General features: G+C 67.5%; 15 protein-coding genes. 7 read left to right on the top strand and 8 right to left on the bottom strand.

Features of this window, described 5'->3' with window-relative positions; genetic code table 11:
• The first annotated feature begins 47 nt into the window (after positions 1-47).
• A complete protein-coding gene (locus tag AC1XX3_RS09845) occupies positions 48-506 on the top strand; it encodes a hypothetical protein (RefSeq protein ID WP_483320909.1) in 459 nt (152 codons plus the stop codon).
• A gap of 98 nt (positions 507-604) precedes the next feature.
• On the opposite strand, the gene AC1XX3_RS09850 is transcribed toward AC1XX3_RS09845, so the two are convergent.
• Positions 605-1,237, bottom strand: a complete 633-nt coding sequence (locus AC1XX3_RS09850) for a winged helix-turn-helix transcriptional regulator (protein WP_483321179.1) — start codon at positions 1,235-1,237, stop codon at positions 605-607.
• 73 nt (positions 1,238-1,310) lie between these two features.
• Here AC1XX3_RS09850 and AC1XX3_RS09855 point away from each other — a divergent pair, with 73 nt between their 5' ends.
• Complete coding sequence (locus AC1XX3_RS09855) at positions 1,311-1,697, top strand: hypothetical protein (protein ID WP_483320910.1); 387 nt, start codon at positions 1,311-1,313, stop codon at positions 1,695-1,697.
• Complete coding sequence (locus tag AC1XX3_RS09860) at positions 1,694-2,038, top strand: TfoX/Sxy family protein (protein WP_483320911.1); 345 nt, start codon at positions 1,694-1,696, stop codon at positions 2,036-2,038. The genes AC1XX3_RS09855 and AC1XX3_RS09860 overlap by 4 nt, the downstream gene beginning before the upstream one ends.
• On the opposite strand, the gene AC1XX3_RS09865 is transcribed toward AC1XX3_RS09860, so the two are convergent.
• Positions 2,035-2,490 carry an SDR family NAD(P)-dependent oxidoreductase gene (locus AC1XX3_RS09865; RefSeq protein ID WP_483321180.1) on the bottom strand — a complete coding sequence of 152 codons (456 nt, stop codon included), beginning with the start codon at positions 2,488-2,490 and terminating at the stop codon, positions 2,035-2,037. The genes AC1XX3_RS09860 and AC1XX3_RS09865 overlap by 4 nt on opposite strands.
• A gap of 251 nt (positions 2,491-2,741) precedes the next feature.
• Between AC1XX3_RS09865 and AC1XX3_RS09870 the strand changes: the two genes are divergently transcribed.
• Both AC1XX3_RS09870 and AC1XX3_RS09875 read left to right on the top strand, forming a co-directional pair.
• Positions 2,742-3,317 carry a hypothetical protein gene (locus AC1XX3_RS09870; RefSeq protein WP_483320912.1) on the top strand — a complete coding sequence of 192 codons (576 nt, stop codon included), beginning with the start codon at positions 2,742-2,744 and terminating at the stop codon, positions 3,315-3,317.
• Positions 3,318-4,305: 988 nt separating this feature from the next.
• Positions 4,306-4,674, top strand: a complete 369-nt coding sequence (locus tag AC1XX3_RS09875; protein ID WP_483320913.1) for a hypothetical protein — start codon at positions 4,306-4,308, stop codon at positions 4,672-4,674.
• 302 nt (positions 4,675-4,976) lie between these two features.
• Here the strand turns inward: AC1XX3_RS09875 and AC1XX3_RS09880 are convergent, their stop codons facing one another.
• From AC1XX3_RS09880 to AC1XX3_RS09890, 3 genes are read right to left on the bottom strand one after another with little or no spacing between them, the layout of a single operon-like run.
• Complete coding sequence (locus tag AC1XX3_RS09880) at positions 4,977-6,416, bottom strand: dihydrolipoyl dehydrogenase family protein (RefSeq protein WP_483320914.1); 1,440 nt, start codon at positions 6,414-6,416, stop codon at positions 4,977-4,979.
• A complete protein-coding gene (locus AC1XX3_RS09885; RefSeq protein WP_483320915.1) occupies positions 6,413-6,985 on the bottom strand; it encodes a hypothetical protein in 573 nt (190 codons plus the stop codon). The genes AC1XX3_RS09880 and AC1XX3_RS09885 overlap by 4 nt, the downstream gene beginning before the upstream one ends.
• Positions 6,986-7,026: 41 nt before the next feature.
• Complete coding sequence (locus AC1XX3_RS09890; RefSeq protein ID WP_483320916.1) at positions 7,027-7,788, bottom strand: alpha/beta fold hydrolase; 762 nt, start codon at positions 7,786-7,788, stop codon at positions 7,027-7,029.
• 164 nt (positions 7,789-7,952) lie between these two features.
• On the opposite strand from AC1XX3_RS09890, the gene AC1XX3_RS09895 reads away from it, so the two are divergent.
• Both AC1XX3_RS09895 and AC1XX3_RS09900 read left to right on the top strand, forming a co-directional pair.
• Positions 7,953-8,531 carry a TetR/AcrR family transcriptional regulator gene (locus AC1XX3_RS09895; protein WP_483320917.1) on the top strand — a complete coding sequence of 193 codons (579 nt, stop codon included), beginning with the start codon at positions 7,953-7,955 and terminating at the stop codon, positions 8,529-8,531.
• Between the two features lie 366 nt (positions 8,532-8,897).
• On the top strand, positions 8,898-11,957 hold the full coding sequence (locus AC1XX3_RS09900; RefSeq protein ID WP_483320918.1) for a glycoside hydrolase family 2 TIM barrel-domain containing protein: 3,060 nt from the start codon (positions 8,898-8,900) through the stop codon (positions 11,955-11,957).
• Between the two features lie 88 nt (positions 11,958-12,045).
• Here the strand turns inward: AC1XX3_RS09900 and AC1XX3_RS09905 are convergent, their stop codons facing one another.
• The 3 genes from AC1XX3_RS09905 to proC form a co-directional block, all read right to left on the bottom strand.
• Entirely contained in the window at positions 12,046-12,273 is a 228-nt protein-coding gene (locus AC1XX3_RS09905; protein WP_483320919.1) for a helix-turn-helix domain-containing protein, read from the bottom strand.
• Positions 12,274-12,457: 184 nt separating this feature from the next.
• A complete protein-coding gene (locus AC1XX3_RS09910) occupies positions 12,458-13,603 on the bottom strand; it encodes an acetoin utilization protein AcuC (protein WP_483320920.1) in 1,146 nt (381 codons plus the stop codon).
• Positions 13,600-14,490: a pyrroline-5-carboxylate reductase gene (gene proC, locus AC1XX3_RS09915; RefSeq protein ID WP_483320921.1), complete on the bottom strand. Its 891-nt coding sequence runs from the start codon at positions 14,488-14,490 to the stop codon at positions 13,600-13,602. Before proC ends, AC1XX3_RS09910 begins: the two co-directional genes overlap by 4 nt.
• Between the last annotated feature and the right edge of the window lies 1 nt (position 14,491).

The following is a 14,491-nucleotide window of genomic DNA, read 5'->3' on the forward strand; positions in this document are numbered from 1 at the left end:
GAATGCCCCTACGCAGTGCGGTCTTGTGTGCCTGCACGCTGCTGATGGTGGCTGCTGGGCTGGGACTCGTCTCGAGCCTGCCAGCAGCTGCCGGCTGCGCCGGTCCTCAACTCAGCGTGGAGCAGGACGGCGCTTCGATTGCCCCACGCCAAGAAGGACCGCAATCTGACGAACAGGTGGTCCACGACATCCGCCGCGACCGCGTGCTGACTGTCAAGGCCTCCAATCTGACTTACAGCTGCAACGACACCTATGGCGAGACCACCACTGGCTGTGGTGCACCTACGCCGACGCCGGTCGAGCCGGTGGTTCCCCTCCGAAACGCGACACTCCACCTCACGCAGCAAGACCGAAGATGGGAGCTTGGCTCACTTGCGGTCGGGCCCGACCTCACCAGCAACCTCACCGTGCGGATCCCAGCAGCCGTACGCCTCGGTGACACACGGCTGGTGATCAACGACCCAGAGAACGGTGATATCACCGTCTTGACCCTGGTCCTTGTCTGACGGGGAGTTGTCGCGGCAGAGTGTGGCTCGACGGCTCGAGCCTTCTATCGGCAGCTCTACGGCTGGAACTTGAGGACGTAACGGGAGGCGGAAAGCCGTCAGCGCGGCAAGATTCGAAGGAGTGCGCGCTCGTCTCCCGAGACCGTCACGCCCAGGGACGTCGCCCGAGCGACATCGAGGGCTCCTTGGAGCAGGCCAACGAGCGCCGGGCCGGGGCCGTCCAGCGTGACGTCGGCAGTTGTATCCGAGCGGCAGGGACCGACGGTGACCGCGCCCGCAGCGGCCGTCAGGTCGAAGCCATCGCGGTTGGTGCCGAATCGGATGGTCACCCCCGGCGCGTCCGGGTCGTTATCGCGAGCCAGGTATCGCGCCGGCATCGCGAGCCAGTGCATCTGGAAGGTGGCGTCGGGCGGAGCGTCGGCCACGGTCGGTGCTCCCCATCGCAACAGCTCCCGCACCACGCCTTCGAGCTGCGCACCACGTTCAGTGAGTGCATACAAGGTCCCTGCAGCGGGAGGTGTGGCGATCTCGCGGCGTACGACGTCATGGCTCTCGAGGTCGCGGAGTCGCTGGGTGAGGAGGTTGGGGGCGATGCCGGGCAGACCACGCTGGAGGTCGGAGAAGCGCGCCCGAGACACGATCAGCAGTTCGCGCACGACGAGCAGGTTCCAGCGATCCCCGACGACGTCGAGAGCTCGCGCTACCGCGCAGAGCTGGCCGTAGGACTTCATGGTCACCTCAGATATTGCTTGACTTAATCAAGTGGTCGCTTCATTCTATATACCACCCCCCGAGGAGCGAACCGTGACCGACACCGTCTCCACCGCAGCACCAGCAGCATTGCGCGAGTACTACCGCACCCTCACCTCAGGAGCCGACGCGTACGGGGCCGGGGAAGGCCTGCGCGCCGTTCTGTCTGAGCACCTCGACTTCACCGGCTCCCTCGCGGGTCACCGTCCCGACGCAACGGAGGGCTTCCTCCGCGGCGTCGCCGGTTTCATCTCCACCGTTGGCCGCATTGACGTGGTCCGCGAGGTCCACGACGAGCAGGGCTCTGCCGTCCTGTACGACGCTGAGATGCCGGGTGGCACCGTCCGCTTCGCGGAGTTCTTCACCTTCGACGACGGCGCCATCGCGACGCTCGACCTGCACTATGACGGCCAGGACTACCTCGCCAAGGGTGGTCGGTGACCGTGGCCGCTCCTGGCTCGCAGGACAGCCTCGCGAGCAGGGTGCGAGGCCTGCTGGCGCCATACCCGAACGTACGCGAGGTGCGGATGTTCGGCGGCCTCTCGTTCATGGTGGATGAGCGGATGGCGGTGGCCGCCGGCCGCGGCGATGACCTCCTGGTGCGTACGGATCCGGCGCGATACGACGAGCTGCTGGGACGAGGCGGTGTGCCCGCCTCGATGGGACAGGATCGGCCGATGGGCCGCGGCTGGATCACCGTGCCGGAACGACAGATCCGAGAGGATCCACAACTCTGGTTCTGGATCGAGGTCGGCCTCGACTCCCGGAACGCGTCGAGCTAAGCAGGCTCGGCGCCTTGCCGAACCATCAGCCGCACTCGTTCGGAGATCCGGCCGGCCAAGACTTCAGTGATCGTTCCCTCGATCATGTCCCCGGAGACGCCAGCCAACTCGACCTGCTGCCCCGGCACTGAGTTCACCCCTTGCCGCTGATCGGTGAAGTGCGCCTGATGGCTGGTCACAAAGACGACCCGTGCGCCGGGCAACAGCAGCGGGCGGCACTCGTCAGCAACATCACGTGTGAGTCGCGGTTGAGACGAAGCGCATAGCTGTCGTCGACGTCGGCCTCCATCCCACCCGAGGCATTGAGCGCAACGATGTCGCCGTCGCCTCTTCTCGCGGCAGGTCACGACGACCCGGAGGCCTGCGGAACCCAGCTGGAGGGCCGTTTCAGCGCCGATGCCACACGATGATCCGGTGACGTGGGCGACTGGGGCGTTCGAACTTTCGGTCAGCCGCTCACCCGGATGACCCTATCGGGACGGCCCCGATCCGAGCACCGAAAGTCGGCAAACCTCGGACAGCAGCGTTACCCCGCCGAGGTCGAGCCGCGATGTCGATGATACTCCACGAGGACGGGATACGGCGGGAACCTGGTCCTGCTGCTGACCCCGGTCGGCTGCCAGCCACGCTTCTCGTAGAAACGCCGTGCCCTGCGGTTCTCCTCGAACACCGGACCTTCCCTACCCTGAGTAGACTGATTCACATGCAAATCCATGATCTCCCCGGCAACCGACCATTCTCACCAGTCACATTTCGCCAATTGAAGCAGGTCACCAACGAACTCCAGCACGGCATCGAGCGTTACATCGATGCCGTCTCAAGAGACGACGCGAGCGTCCATATTGGCAGGATATTCGATGCTTCGGACGAGATGGTGGAAGTATTGCGCAGTTGGAATCGTGCAGCATTCAACTATACCGGTACCACCCCACTACCAATTGACGACAGCGAAGACAGCGATGACGATGACGAGGATGTCAGTGATGCCTCGACAGGTCTAGGAACAATAACGATAGTCACTCGCTGGGATATGGAGATCGTGTCCATGGAAACATTGGCGAACCAGGCAGGAGTGAGCACCGAAAGCATCTCAGACCGAGCGGTCGCCTTGGCAGTCCAGCAAGTTCTACACGACTCCCCAGACCCCGTCCTCGGCCTTCCAGGTCTAGCGGCTCGGCAGGGAATGCGTCTCTTCGTCAGGCCAGCGTCCGAACGCCCCGACCTAGAGGAGGGCATCGTCCCTGTTGGTGTGGTCCTCTTCGAAGAGACCTGGGATTGACTACTGGCGCGTAAACAAGCTCCGGAGATACTGTTGTACTCGGACGATGGTCAGTACGCCGGAAAGGGCATGTGATGGCCAAACGGGCAAAGAACCGATCAAGGGTGGGTCACAATGAGCTGTGGGACGGCACCGGCGTCCATTGATCAATCGTCGACGAGTCAAGTATCGATGAACTTGACGTCGACCGCTACGTCACCCAGCCCGATGCAGTTGTATTCGTCACCGAATACCGGCAACCAATGCAGGAGCTTCGCGGACCTGCCGCCGTCAGGTGGTGGCAAGCCAATCGGGAACCACGCGAGGTTCTAACTCCGTGGGGACAGCATCGAGCCTCGGCAACGGAAAGAGCCTGGTGGTATAGCGCTGGATCCCAGCGGGCTCTGGTGTTCAAAGCCGGCTGCGAGTGGTAACTCCTCGAAACTTGGCAGGTAATTTTTGCTAGTTTAGTCTCGGCCATCTCCTCTGGGTATGACCGAGACCATAAATGAGTCATCCTCGATTATCTTTGGCGTGCAAAGTGGCAGACGAATTCCATTCCCGGACGCGCCCGATCTCGAAACGGGGGACGAGTTAACGGTCCAGACTTCCGCAAACCTTGGGGTGCTGGTCCCCCTGGCGACGACCTAGATCTCCGCTACTCAGTCGCTGAGGTTCAATCAGGTTAGGACGGAAGTCGCAGTTCCAATCATCGCCAGCGCGAAGGCTTGTCGCTGGTCACCTATGACGTTGGCGAACGTTGTGGTGGCCCGCTTGGCGTGTAACTGTCGGCGCGGCCATCCCCTCAAGGCTATATCCGATATCAGCCTTCCTATAGCCCGAGCGCTGTGGCGGCGTTGTCTTCCCAGGCGGTTTCGACGCGGATGTAGGTGCCGACGGTGTGCATGGATCGGTGTCGGGTTTGGTGGGCGATGGCGCGGTCGGAGGCGCCGCGGGCGTGGGCGTAGGTGACGAACCCGGCACGGAGGCTGTGGGCGGAGTAGCCACCGTGCTCACTGTCATCTACCAGGCCGGCGCGGGCGACTGCTGCTTGGATCAGGTCGTTGACGGCGCTGGCGGTGAGGCGCCGGTCGAGGGCACGGTTGCCTTTGCTGACGGCCCGAAACAGTGGACCGTCGGTGATCGCGGCGGCGTGCAGCCAGGCCTGGACGGTGGTGACGGGGCAGCGGTGGGGGAGGGTGCCGCGCGCAACCTGAGGATCGTCAGCGGTTCGGCGAATGCAGCCGCCAGCAGCGCGTCATGGAAATCGGTGGCCAGACCGCTTCCCCAGGTGGCGAAGGCTGTCCCGAAGTGCAGGAGCTCCTCCCTCCGGATGGCCGCGAAATCCTGGATGGTGATGTTGTCGTCATCGGTGTAGAGGTAGACCCGCGAATCCAGGATCGGCGATCTCGTCCCGCCATCGTGCCGCGATAACCTCACGGGGAAAGGGATGCTCGGCCTGGCTGAAGATGTGGCCAAGGCCGTGAACGGCACCTTCGTGTTGGACGTCGAGCAGGGCATCGACGTCCGCGCTCGTCGCGGTACGAAGTATCACAGCTCAGTTATACGACTGCCCGCAACCAACGCCAACCGATTGATGAGCACTCAGTGGCACGGCTTTGGCGGTGCGCCCTTGCACCGCCTCGGTCATCGCGTCGGTGCGCCCTTGCACCGCCTCGGTCATCGCCCGGCGGTCTCGAGGAGGCGTAGCCAGATCTCACTCATGGTGGGATAGGCCGGAACGGCATGCCAGAGCCGATCGAGGGTGACCTCGCTGACGATGGCGATCGTCGCAGCATGGACGAGCTCGGTGACGTCAGGTCCCACCGCGGTGAACCCGACGATGGTGTTGCTGTCCTCGTTGATCACGATGCTCGCGCGCCCGACGTACCCGTCGGCGTGCAGGGACGCCCCGGCCACGGCGCCGAGGTCGTACTCAACGGTCCGGACCCGTAGTCCCGCGGCGTGCGCCGCCTTGGTGGTGACACCGACCGAGGCGATCTCCGGGTCGGTGAAGATCACCTGTGGCACAGCCCGCTCGTCGGCGGTGGCGACATGCCTTCCCCAGAGTCCGTCGTCGACGGCCGCACCGGTGGCGCGCGCAACGATGACGTCCCCCGCCGCGCGGGCCTGATACTTGCCCTGGTGCGTCAGGAGGGCGCGCCGATTGACGTCGCCGACCGCATACAACCAGCCGTCGTCGATGATCTTGCCCTCGGTGTCGAGGACGCGCAGCGTCTGGTCTACCCGCAGCCAGCTTCCCTGGGCGAGGCCGACCTGCTCGAGGCCCACATCATCGGTGTTGGGCTTGCGCCCGGTGGCGACGAGCACCTCCTCTGCGTTGACGAGCTGACCGTCGGCCAGGGTGATGTGTACCGCACCGCCGCTGTCGCGGGTGATCATCTTCGGGTCCGCGCCGATCATCACCCGAACACCGCCCTTGCGCAGGGAATCGATGACCTGCTCCGCGGCGTACGGCTCGACGTTGGGCAGGACGCCGTCACGGGCGATGAAGGTGACGGTCGCGCCGAGGGTGCTGTAGGCGGTGGCCATCTCCGTGCCGACGACGCCCCCGCCGATGATCGCGAGCCGCTTCGGGATGACGCTGGCCGAGACGGCTTCGCGGCTGGTCCACGGGTGCACGTCGGCGAGGCCGGGGATCGGCGGCAGAGCGGCACCGGTGCCGGTGGCGATGACCACGGCATGCCGTGCGGTGAGCGTCGTCGTGCTGCCGTCCGGAGCCACGACGGACACGGTGCGGGCAGCGGTGATGCGCCCATGACCGCGGACGAGGGTGATGCCGGCCCCGATCAACCAGTCGACCTGGGCGTCGTCTCGCCAGTTCGAGGCGAACCGGTCGCGGCGGGCCAGGACGGCACTGACGTCCAGCTCACCGGTGACGGCGGCGGCGGCGCCCGGAAGCTGCCGCACGGCGCGGAGCGCTGCACCGTCGCGGAGCAGGGCCTTGGTGGGCATGCAGGCCCAGTACGAGCATTCGCCGCCGACGAGCTCGGCTTCGACGATCGCCGCGGTGAGCCCACCCTGGACCACCCGGTCGGCGACGTTCTCGCCCACCGGGCCGGCGCCGATCACGATGACGTCGTAGTCATCCGCGGTCATCGGTCACTGCCCTTCGCGGCCCGTCCGAGCCGCAGCGCGGAGATCAGGAAGAACACGCCACCGAGGGTGGCGTAACCGGCCAGGTTGGTGAGCGACGCGGTCGCGCCACCGGACTGGACGATGAAGCCGATGCCGGCGAAGACGGAGATCCCGCCGCTGAGGATCATCGGCCACTGGCCACCGAGGGAGCGTCGGCTGACGCCGACGATGAGCTGCACGATTCCGGCGGTGATCGCCCACAGACCCCAGACGACGAGCACGGAGCCGAGGCCGGAGGTGACGGCGAACCCGAGGCCGACGACAGCCAGCAGGCTCAGCGCCATGTTCACGAACAGAGCGGGTGCCGGCTTCGCGGCGCGCGAGGAACGATGGTCGATGACGGCGGCGGCGAGGTCGACCAAGGGGTAGATCAGCAACAAGGTGATGCTCAGCGGGCCGAGCGTGGAGGCGGTCAGGGCCAAGAGCAGCGCCCAGACGATGGCGAATCCAAATCGAGTGAAGTAGAGCTTGCGCAGCGCGCTGGCTATGGCGCCGGTGTCGGCGTGCTGGCGGGTGTCGATCGAGGTCATGGGAGATTCCGTTCTGGTTGGTGTGGCGGTTGGTGTGGGGGTCAGCGGGAGATGGGAGCCGTCGAAGCGGCGTGGGAGATGAGCTCGGCGACGGTGTCGGCCTGGCTGAGCAGAACTGCATGGGACGCGGCGACCTCGGTGACGTCGGCCTCGATGCGGGCGGCCATCATGCGTTGCACGTCAGGGTCGATGGCGCGGTCGCGACTGGTGATGAGGACCCGGGTCGGTACCGTCCGGAACGCCTCATGACTGATGGGTTCGGCGACGGCTCGTACGTTCGCCGGCCGCTGCGCGATGGCGAGGACCCGGCTGGTCTCCTCGTCGAGGTCCCCGGCGAAGGCATCGTGGAAACCGTCGGGATCGATCAGCACCTCCGGGCCGGTCAAGGTCTGGACCGTGACGAGCGGCAGCGGTGTCGAGGACTGCGCGGCCAGCTGCCCGACGGTCTCCCCCGCGACCGGAATGAACCCGGCCACGTAGACCAGCGCCCGCACGTCAACCTGCGACGTGTCGACGTTGGTGATGATCGCCCCGCCGTAGGAGTGACCGACGAGCACGACAGGACCGTCGATGCTCTGCAGATAGCTGGTCAGATACGCCGTGTCGTGGTCGACGCCCTGCAGCGGGTTCGCGATCGCCCGCACGGTCAGGCCGGCGCGAGTCAGCCGGTCGATGACCGGGCCCCAGCTGGAGGAGTCGGCCCAGGCGCCGTGCACCAGCACGATCGTCGGTTGGGGGGCGGGTTCGCGAACGGAGTCGTCGGTGCCGGTCAGGGTCACTGTCCGGGATGAGCGATTGTTCATCGCAGGTCTTCCTTTCATCAAGCAGGTGGCTGCTACGTCGGCGGCGCGCCGTACGGCGCTGGACCTAGCAGGTAGAGTGACTAGTCATTCTACCTCTGCTGACTATAGACCCGGACGGAAGCACTGCGCAAGTACCTGCGAAGGGGGCACCTATGATCAAAGGCGTGAAGGTGTCGATGCGTTCGCGGCTGATTGACGCTGCTACCGAGTTGTTCTATGCGGACGGGCTCCGCGCGGTCAGCGTCGACAAGGTGATCGAGCGAGCCGGCACCACGAAGGTGACCTTCTATCGGCACTTCAAGAGCAAGGACGACCTCGTCGTGGCTCACCTGCAACGCCGGGCGGAGTTCGAGCGCGAGGGCATCGGTCAAGCGATGGCCCTTGCCGCTGGCGATGCCGACAAGACCTTCCAGCTCATCGCCGAGCAGCTCGGCACGATCGCGTGCGAGCCGGGTTTTCGGGGGTGCCCGTTCATCAACGCAGCGGCGGAGTATCCGGATGAGACCAGTGCGGTCCGCCAGACCGTCGCCGACCACCGAGCCTGGTGCAAGGCGACCTTCGCCGAGATGATCGAGCCGCTCGGCCTGCCGGACCCAGGCGCCGTGGCGGACGACCTGATGCTGCTCCGCGACGGTGCGATGGTGGCCGGTTATCTGGACGAACGGGAGACGCTCGCCGCCTCCTTCCTCCGCAGCTGCCGCGCCGTCACCGGCTCCGGCGAGAAGGTGTCCGCGCCGTCGTGAGCAGCCCGACGACGTTGTGACGGGCCTTCGGTTCGTCGCGCCTTCGTAGGGCGGGTCTGTTCACCAAGCCGACGTTCGACGAGATCAAGATCGCGTTCGACCCGGTCCGAACCGAAGCGGTGAAGTCGACCTTGTCCCGGTCCATCGGGTTGCTCCGTTTCCTCGTGAGGCGTACGCAATTCCGGCGATCGGTCGGTCGAGGCCGCCGAGCGGGGGCGTTCCGGTCGCGTCGCAGACCGGCCACGGCGGTCAACCAGCTGATCGGACCGGGCTGAGTCGCCGAGCGCAGGTGGCTGCCATGATGGTCCCGATCAGACCACGTGGCGATGCGGCCCTGGACGGGCCCGCGAAAGGCTGAACTTTCCCATGACCTCCCAGTCCACCGGCACCCTCCCCGACCTCACAGGCAGCCAGAGCGATCTCGGTTATCTCGAGGACTACTCCCCCGGATCGGGACGGCGCAGCCCGGCCAGGTCCTGGCTGCACTCCGATGCTCCCCGGTTGAGCCTCAACGGGGAGTGGCGGTTCCGGCTGCTGCCGGCCGCCCGGCTCGCCGACGACGCCCCGGTCGACCCGGCCTACGACGACTCCGACTGGGATGTCCTCCCGGTTCCGTCGCACTGGGTGCTCGAGGGTGACGGCCGCTACGGGCGGCCGGCGTACACCAACGTGCAGTACCCGTTCCCGATCGACCCCCCGTTCGTGCCGGACGAGAACCCCACCGGTGACCATCGGCGCACCTTCACCCTGCCGGACTGGGAGGTGGAGCGGATCCTGCTCCGCTTCGACGGGGTGGAGTCGGTCTTCCGGGTCTGGCTCAACGGCACCGAAGTCGGGGTGGGCAAGGGCTCGCGGCTTGCCAGCGAGTTCGATGTCACCGAGCTGCTACAGCCCGGGGAGAACACCGTGCTGGTCCGGGTTCACCAGTGGTCCTCGATGAGCTATCTCGAAGACCAGGACCAGTGGTGGCTGCCCGGCATCTTCCGCGACGTCACCCTGCTCGGCCGGCCGGCGGGCGCGGTCGACGACGTGTGGCTGAGCACCGAATACGACCACACCGACGGCAGCGGGCACCTCAGCCCGGAGCTGATGGCCGGCCCGGCGGCGTACCCGATCACCATCGCGGTGCCCGAACTCGGCGTCAGTCGTACGTTCGAGGGCCCAGACGACGAGGTCGCCGGTTTCTCCGTGGGCGAGGTCGAGCCGTGGAGCGCCGAGGCACCGCGCCTCTACGACGTCACCGTCACCTCCACCGGCGAGGTGGTCAACCTCCGCGTCGGCTTCCGGTCCGTGCAGATCGTCGGCGACCGCTTCCTGGTCAACGGCACTCCGGTCACCTTCCGCGGCATGAACCGGCACGAGACGCACCCGGTGCGCGGTCGGATGTTCGACGAGGAGCACGCCCGCGCCGACATGGTGATGATGAAGCGGCACAACGTCAATGCCATCCGGACCAGCCACTATCCGCCGCATCCCCGGGTGCTCGACCTGTGCGACGAGCTGGGCTTCTGGGTGATCGACGAGTGCGACCTGGAGACCCACGGGTTCGGCTATGTGGGCTGGGTGGGCAACCCGAGCGACGACCCACGCTGGCAGCAGGCATACCTGGACCGGATCGAGCGGACCGTCGAGCGGGACAAGAACCATCCGAGCGTGGTGATCTGGTCGCTCGGCAACGAGGCCGGCACCGGCGTCAACCTGGCGCAGATGGCCCAGTGGGTGCACCGCCGTGACACCGGCCGACCGGTGCACTACGAGGGCGACTACACCGGCTCCTACACCGACGTGTACTCGAGGATGTATCCGAACCTGATCGAGCTGGCCGCCATCGGCGGCGAGACCGGCGAACTGCTCGCGTGCGGCCCGGCCGAGGCGCGCCGCGTCCGGTCCAAGCCGTTCCTGATGTGCGAGTACGCCCACGCGATGGGCAACGGCCCCGGCGCCCTGACCGAGTACGACGACCTGGCCGAGCAATACCCGCGACTGCACGGGGGCTTCGTCTGGGAGTGGCGCGACCACGGCCTGCTGGCCACCTCCGACGACGGCACGCCCTACTACGGCTACGGCGGTGACTTCGGCGAGGTGGTGCACGACGGCAACTTCGTGATGGACGGCATGGTGCTGCCCGACGACAGCCCCACCCCCGGACTGGCTGAGTTCGCGGCCGTCTCGGCCCCGGTGAAGCTGGAGTTCGCCGGCGACACCCTGCTGGTTCGCAACCGCTACCACAGCCTCGACACCAGCGGCCTGCGGTTCGTCGCGGTGGCCGAGCTGGACGGCGTTCCAGTCGAGACGGTTGAGCTCGAGGTGCCGGTCACCGCCCCGGGCGGGGTCAGCTCGGTCGAGCTGCCGCCGTCACTGCTGAGTGACCGGATCACCGGCGAGACCTGGCTGACCGTACGCGTCGAGCTGGCCACCGATACGCCCTGGGCCGCGGCCGGTCATGTGGTCGCCTGGCGGCAGCGGGATCTGACTCAGCCCAACCGGACCCGGCCGCCGTTCGCCCGCCCCACGCCGAGCGAGCCGGCGAGCCCCGGACCGCTGGTTCTCGGCCCGGCCGAGTTCGACGCGCGAACCGGTGAGCTGCGCTCGATCCACGGGCTGCCGGTCGCCGGTCCACGGCTGGAGCTGTGGCGGGGACCGACCGACAACGACCGCAGCAGCAGCCGGGGCTCCTACGAGCTCGGCAGCCCGGAGTCCACCGGTGGCGACGGCGCTCCCGGACCGTCGTCGGAGTCCCGGTGGCGGGAGCGGGGACTGGACCGGCTGGTCCACCGAGTCCTCGAGGTGACCACCTCGGCGACGGCCGTGGTCAGCCGGGTACGGGTCAGCGCAGCCAACAGCGGCCGCAGCGTCGACGTGGCGTACCGCTGGAGCATCGACCCGGTGGAGCCGTCGACGGTGATGCTGGTCGTCGATGTGGTGCCCACCCCCGACTGGGACTGCACCTGGCCCCGCGTCGGGGTCCGGCTGGACCTGCCCAAGGAGCTGGCCCGGGCCGACTGGTTCGGCACCGGGCCGTTGGAGTCCTATCCCGACACCGCGGTCGCCGCCCGGGTCGGGCTGTTCTCCGCAGCCGTGGACGAGCTCAATGTGGCCTACTCACGGCCGCAGGAGACCGGTCACCGAGCGGAGCTACGTTCGCTGGACGTCTCCGACGGCGACCGCGTCCGGTTGCGGGTATCCACCCTGCCGAATTCCCAGGGGCACCGGCCAGGGTTCACCTTGACCAGGCACACGCCGCAGGAGCTGGACCAGGCAGCCCACCCGTATCAGCTGCCGGTCAGCGACCGGACCTACCTGTTCGTGGACGACGCGGTGCACGGGGTGGGCTCGCGGGCGTGCGGCATCGACGTGCTGCCGCAGCATGCGCTGTGGCCGGGGGCTCGGTCGTTCGTGTTGTTCTTCGCGGATCCCGCGAGCTGAATCGGTTCGCGGATCCCGCGAGCTAATCAGGACCTCGGACTAGCTCCGCCAACCGGCGTCGGTGCACCGCACCGGCGCCGGGCCTCGGCTAACCGGTCTCGTAGTAGGAGCCGCGCAGGTACGAGTCGACGGCGCTCTCCGGGACCCGGAAGCTGCGGCCGAAGCGGACGGCTTCCAGTTCGCCGGCATGGATCAGACGGTAGACGCTCATCTTGGACACGCGCATGATGGCCGCGACCTCGGCCACGGTCAAGAACTTGACTCCGGACAGGTTGCCCGCGATGGGGGCAACGTCCCCGGGGTTCGACTCGTTCATCTGCACACCATTTCCGTACCCGTCAGCGTTGGCTTCCCCTCCGACGTCTGCGAGCACTGCTGTGAGAGTAGTGGCAAGTGATGCCTTTGGGAAAGGGCACGGGGCAGAACGACTCGCGACACGCCGCGTGGATAGTTGACTAGTGCTTCTCCGGGCCTGGCACTTCTGCGCCGAAATCGGACCGTCAGAGGTCCGGATCGAGACCCAGGTCCGGATAGACAGCCCGTCGGGTAGCAAGGACGGCCTGGTCGAGCCGGCTGGCCGGGTCCACCCCGGCGCTGAACGGGGTGTAGTCCACGTCGCCGTGGTCGGTCATCGAGGTGGGCGCACACTGCTCGCCGACCTCGTCGCGCCACGTCTGCGGGGTGGGGGTCGCCGGGTCGAGCGGAGAACCGCCGGTGATGGCGAGCAGGTGCGTCCAGGCGCGCGGCACCACCTGCACCACGGCGTAGCCGCCCCCACCCACCGACACCCATCGGCCCTCGCACAGCTCGTCGGCGAGATCGGCCAGGGCCAGATAGGAGGCACGCTGTCCGTCGACCGTGAGGTCCAGGTTGGCGATCGGATCGTGGCGGTGTGAGTCGCAGCCGTGTTGGGTGATCAGCACCTGCGGTTGGAAGGCGCGCAGGACGTCGGGCACCACGGCGTGGAAGGCGCGCAGCCAGTCCCGGTCCGCGGTGCCGGTGGGCAGTGCCACGTTGACCGCAGACCCGCGGGCCTGGGGGCCGCCGATCTCGGTCGGGAACCCGGTGCCCGGGAACAGCGAGGCTGGGGTCTCGTGCAGGCTCACGGTCAGCACCCGCGGGTCGTCGTAGAACATGGCCTGCACGCCGTCGCCGTGGTGCACGTCCACGTCGACGTACGCCACGCGCTCGCAGCCCGCCGCCAGCAGCCACGAGATGGCCACCCCGACGTCGTTGTAGATGCAGAAGCCGCTGGCGAAGCCCGGCATGGCGTGATGCATGCCGCCGGCCACGTTGCTCGCCCGCCGCACCTCACCGGACCAGACCGACCGGGCGGCCTCGACGGTGGCCATGCAGACCCAGGCGGAGATCTCGTGCATCGATTCGAAGACGGGGTTGTCCGCTGTGCCCAGGCCGAAGCGCTGGTCGGGCAGACCGCGGGTGACCGCGTCGATGTAGGCGTCGTCGTGGACCGAGCGGATCAGCTCGGGGTCGATCGGGGCGGGCGGCACGATCTCCAGCCGGTCCAGCACCCCCAGTGAGCGGGACAGCGAGATGGTGTTGCGGACGCGCCCGGGCGCCATCGGATGGTCAGGTCCGAAGTCATATTTGGTCAGGACGTCGGAGAGCACCAGCCGCGCGGTCATGCGGTGTCCGATGACCCAGCGCGCCCCGTGCCGTCAGATCGGTCAGCGCCCCCCGCGCCCTCGGTCTCTTGGCGAGCGGCGGCGGCCAGGTCGCGGCTGCGGTTGCGCGCTGCCTCCATGGCGGTCATGAAGGCGGCCCGGACCTTGTGGTCCTCAAGCTCCCGGATGGCCGCCGCGGTCGTGCCACCGGGTGAGGTGACGCGTTCACGCAGCACCGTCGGGTGCTCGCCGGTCTCTCGCAGCAGCGTGGCGGAGCCCAGCATGGTTTGCACCACGAGCTCGGTGCTGATGTCGCGCGGCAGACCGAGGTGCACCCCGGCTTCGATCATGGCCTCGACGACGAAGAACAAGTACGCCGGGCCGGACCCGGAGATGGCCGTGACGGCGTCCAGATAGCGCTCGGGCACGGTGACCACCCGCCCGGTGGCGGACAGGATCGCCGTCACCCGGTCCAGGTGCTGCCCGGTGGCATGCGCTCCGGCCGAGATCGCGGCCATCCCCTCGGCCACCTGAGCGGGCGTGTTCGGCATCACCCGGACGACCGGGGTGCCGGCTGGCAACAGGTCCTCGATCAGGGCTGTCTCCACCCCGGCGGCCAGCGAGACCACCAACGCGCCCGGACGCAAGCCGCCGGCCACCTCGGTGAGCAGGTCGGGCATGTCCTGGGGCTTGACCACCAGCACGACGGTGTCGGCGTCGGCCGCGGCGGCGTTGCTGTCGATCATGGTGATCCCGTATCGACTGTGCAGCTCGGCCTGGCGCTCCGGTCGGCGGTCGGTGGCGACGATCCTGTCGGGCGACCAACCAGCCCGGAGCAGACCCGACAGGACGGTCTCCCCCATCACCCCGGCGCCGAGGATGGCCAGGGTGCCTGCCGTGTCAGTCACA

The organism is Microlunatus sp. M237 (assembly GCF_056896895.1).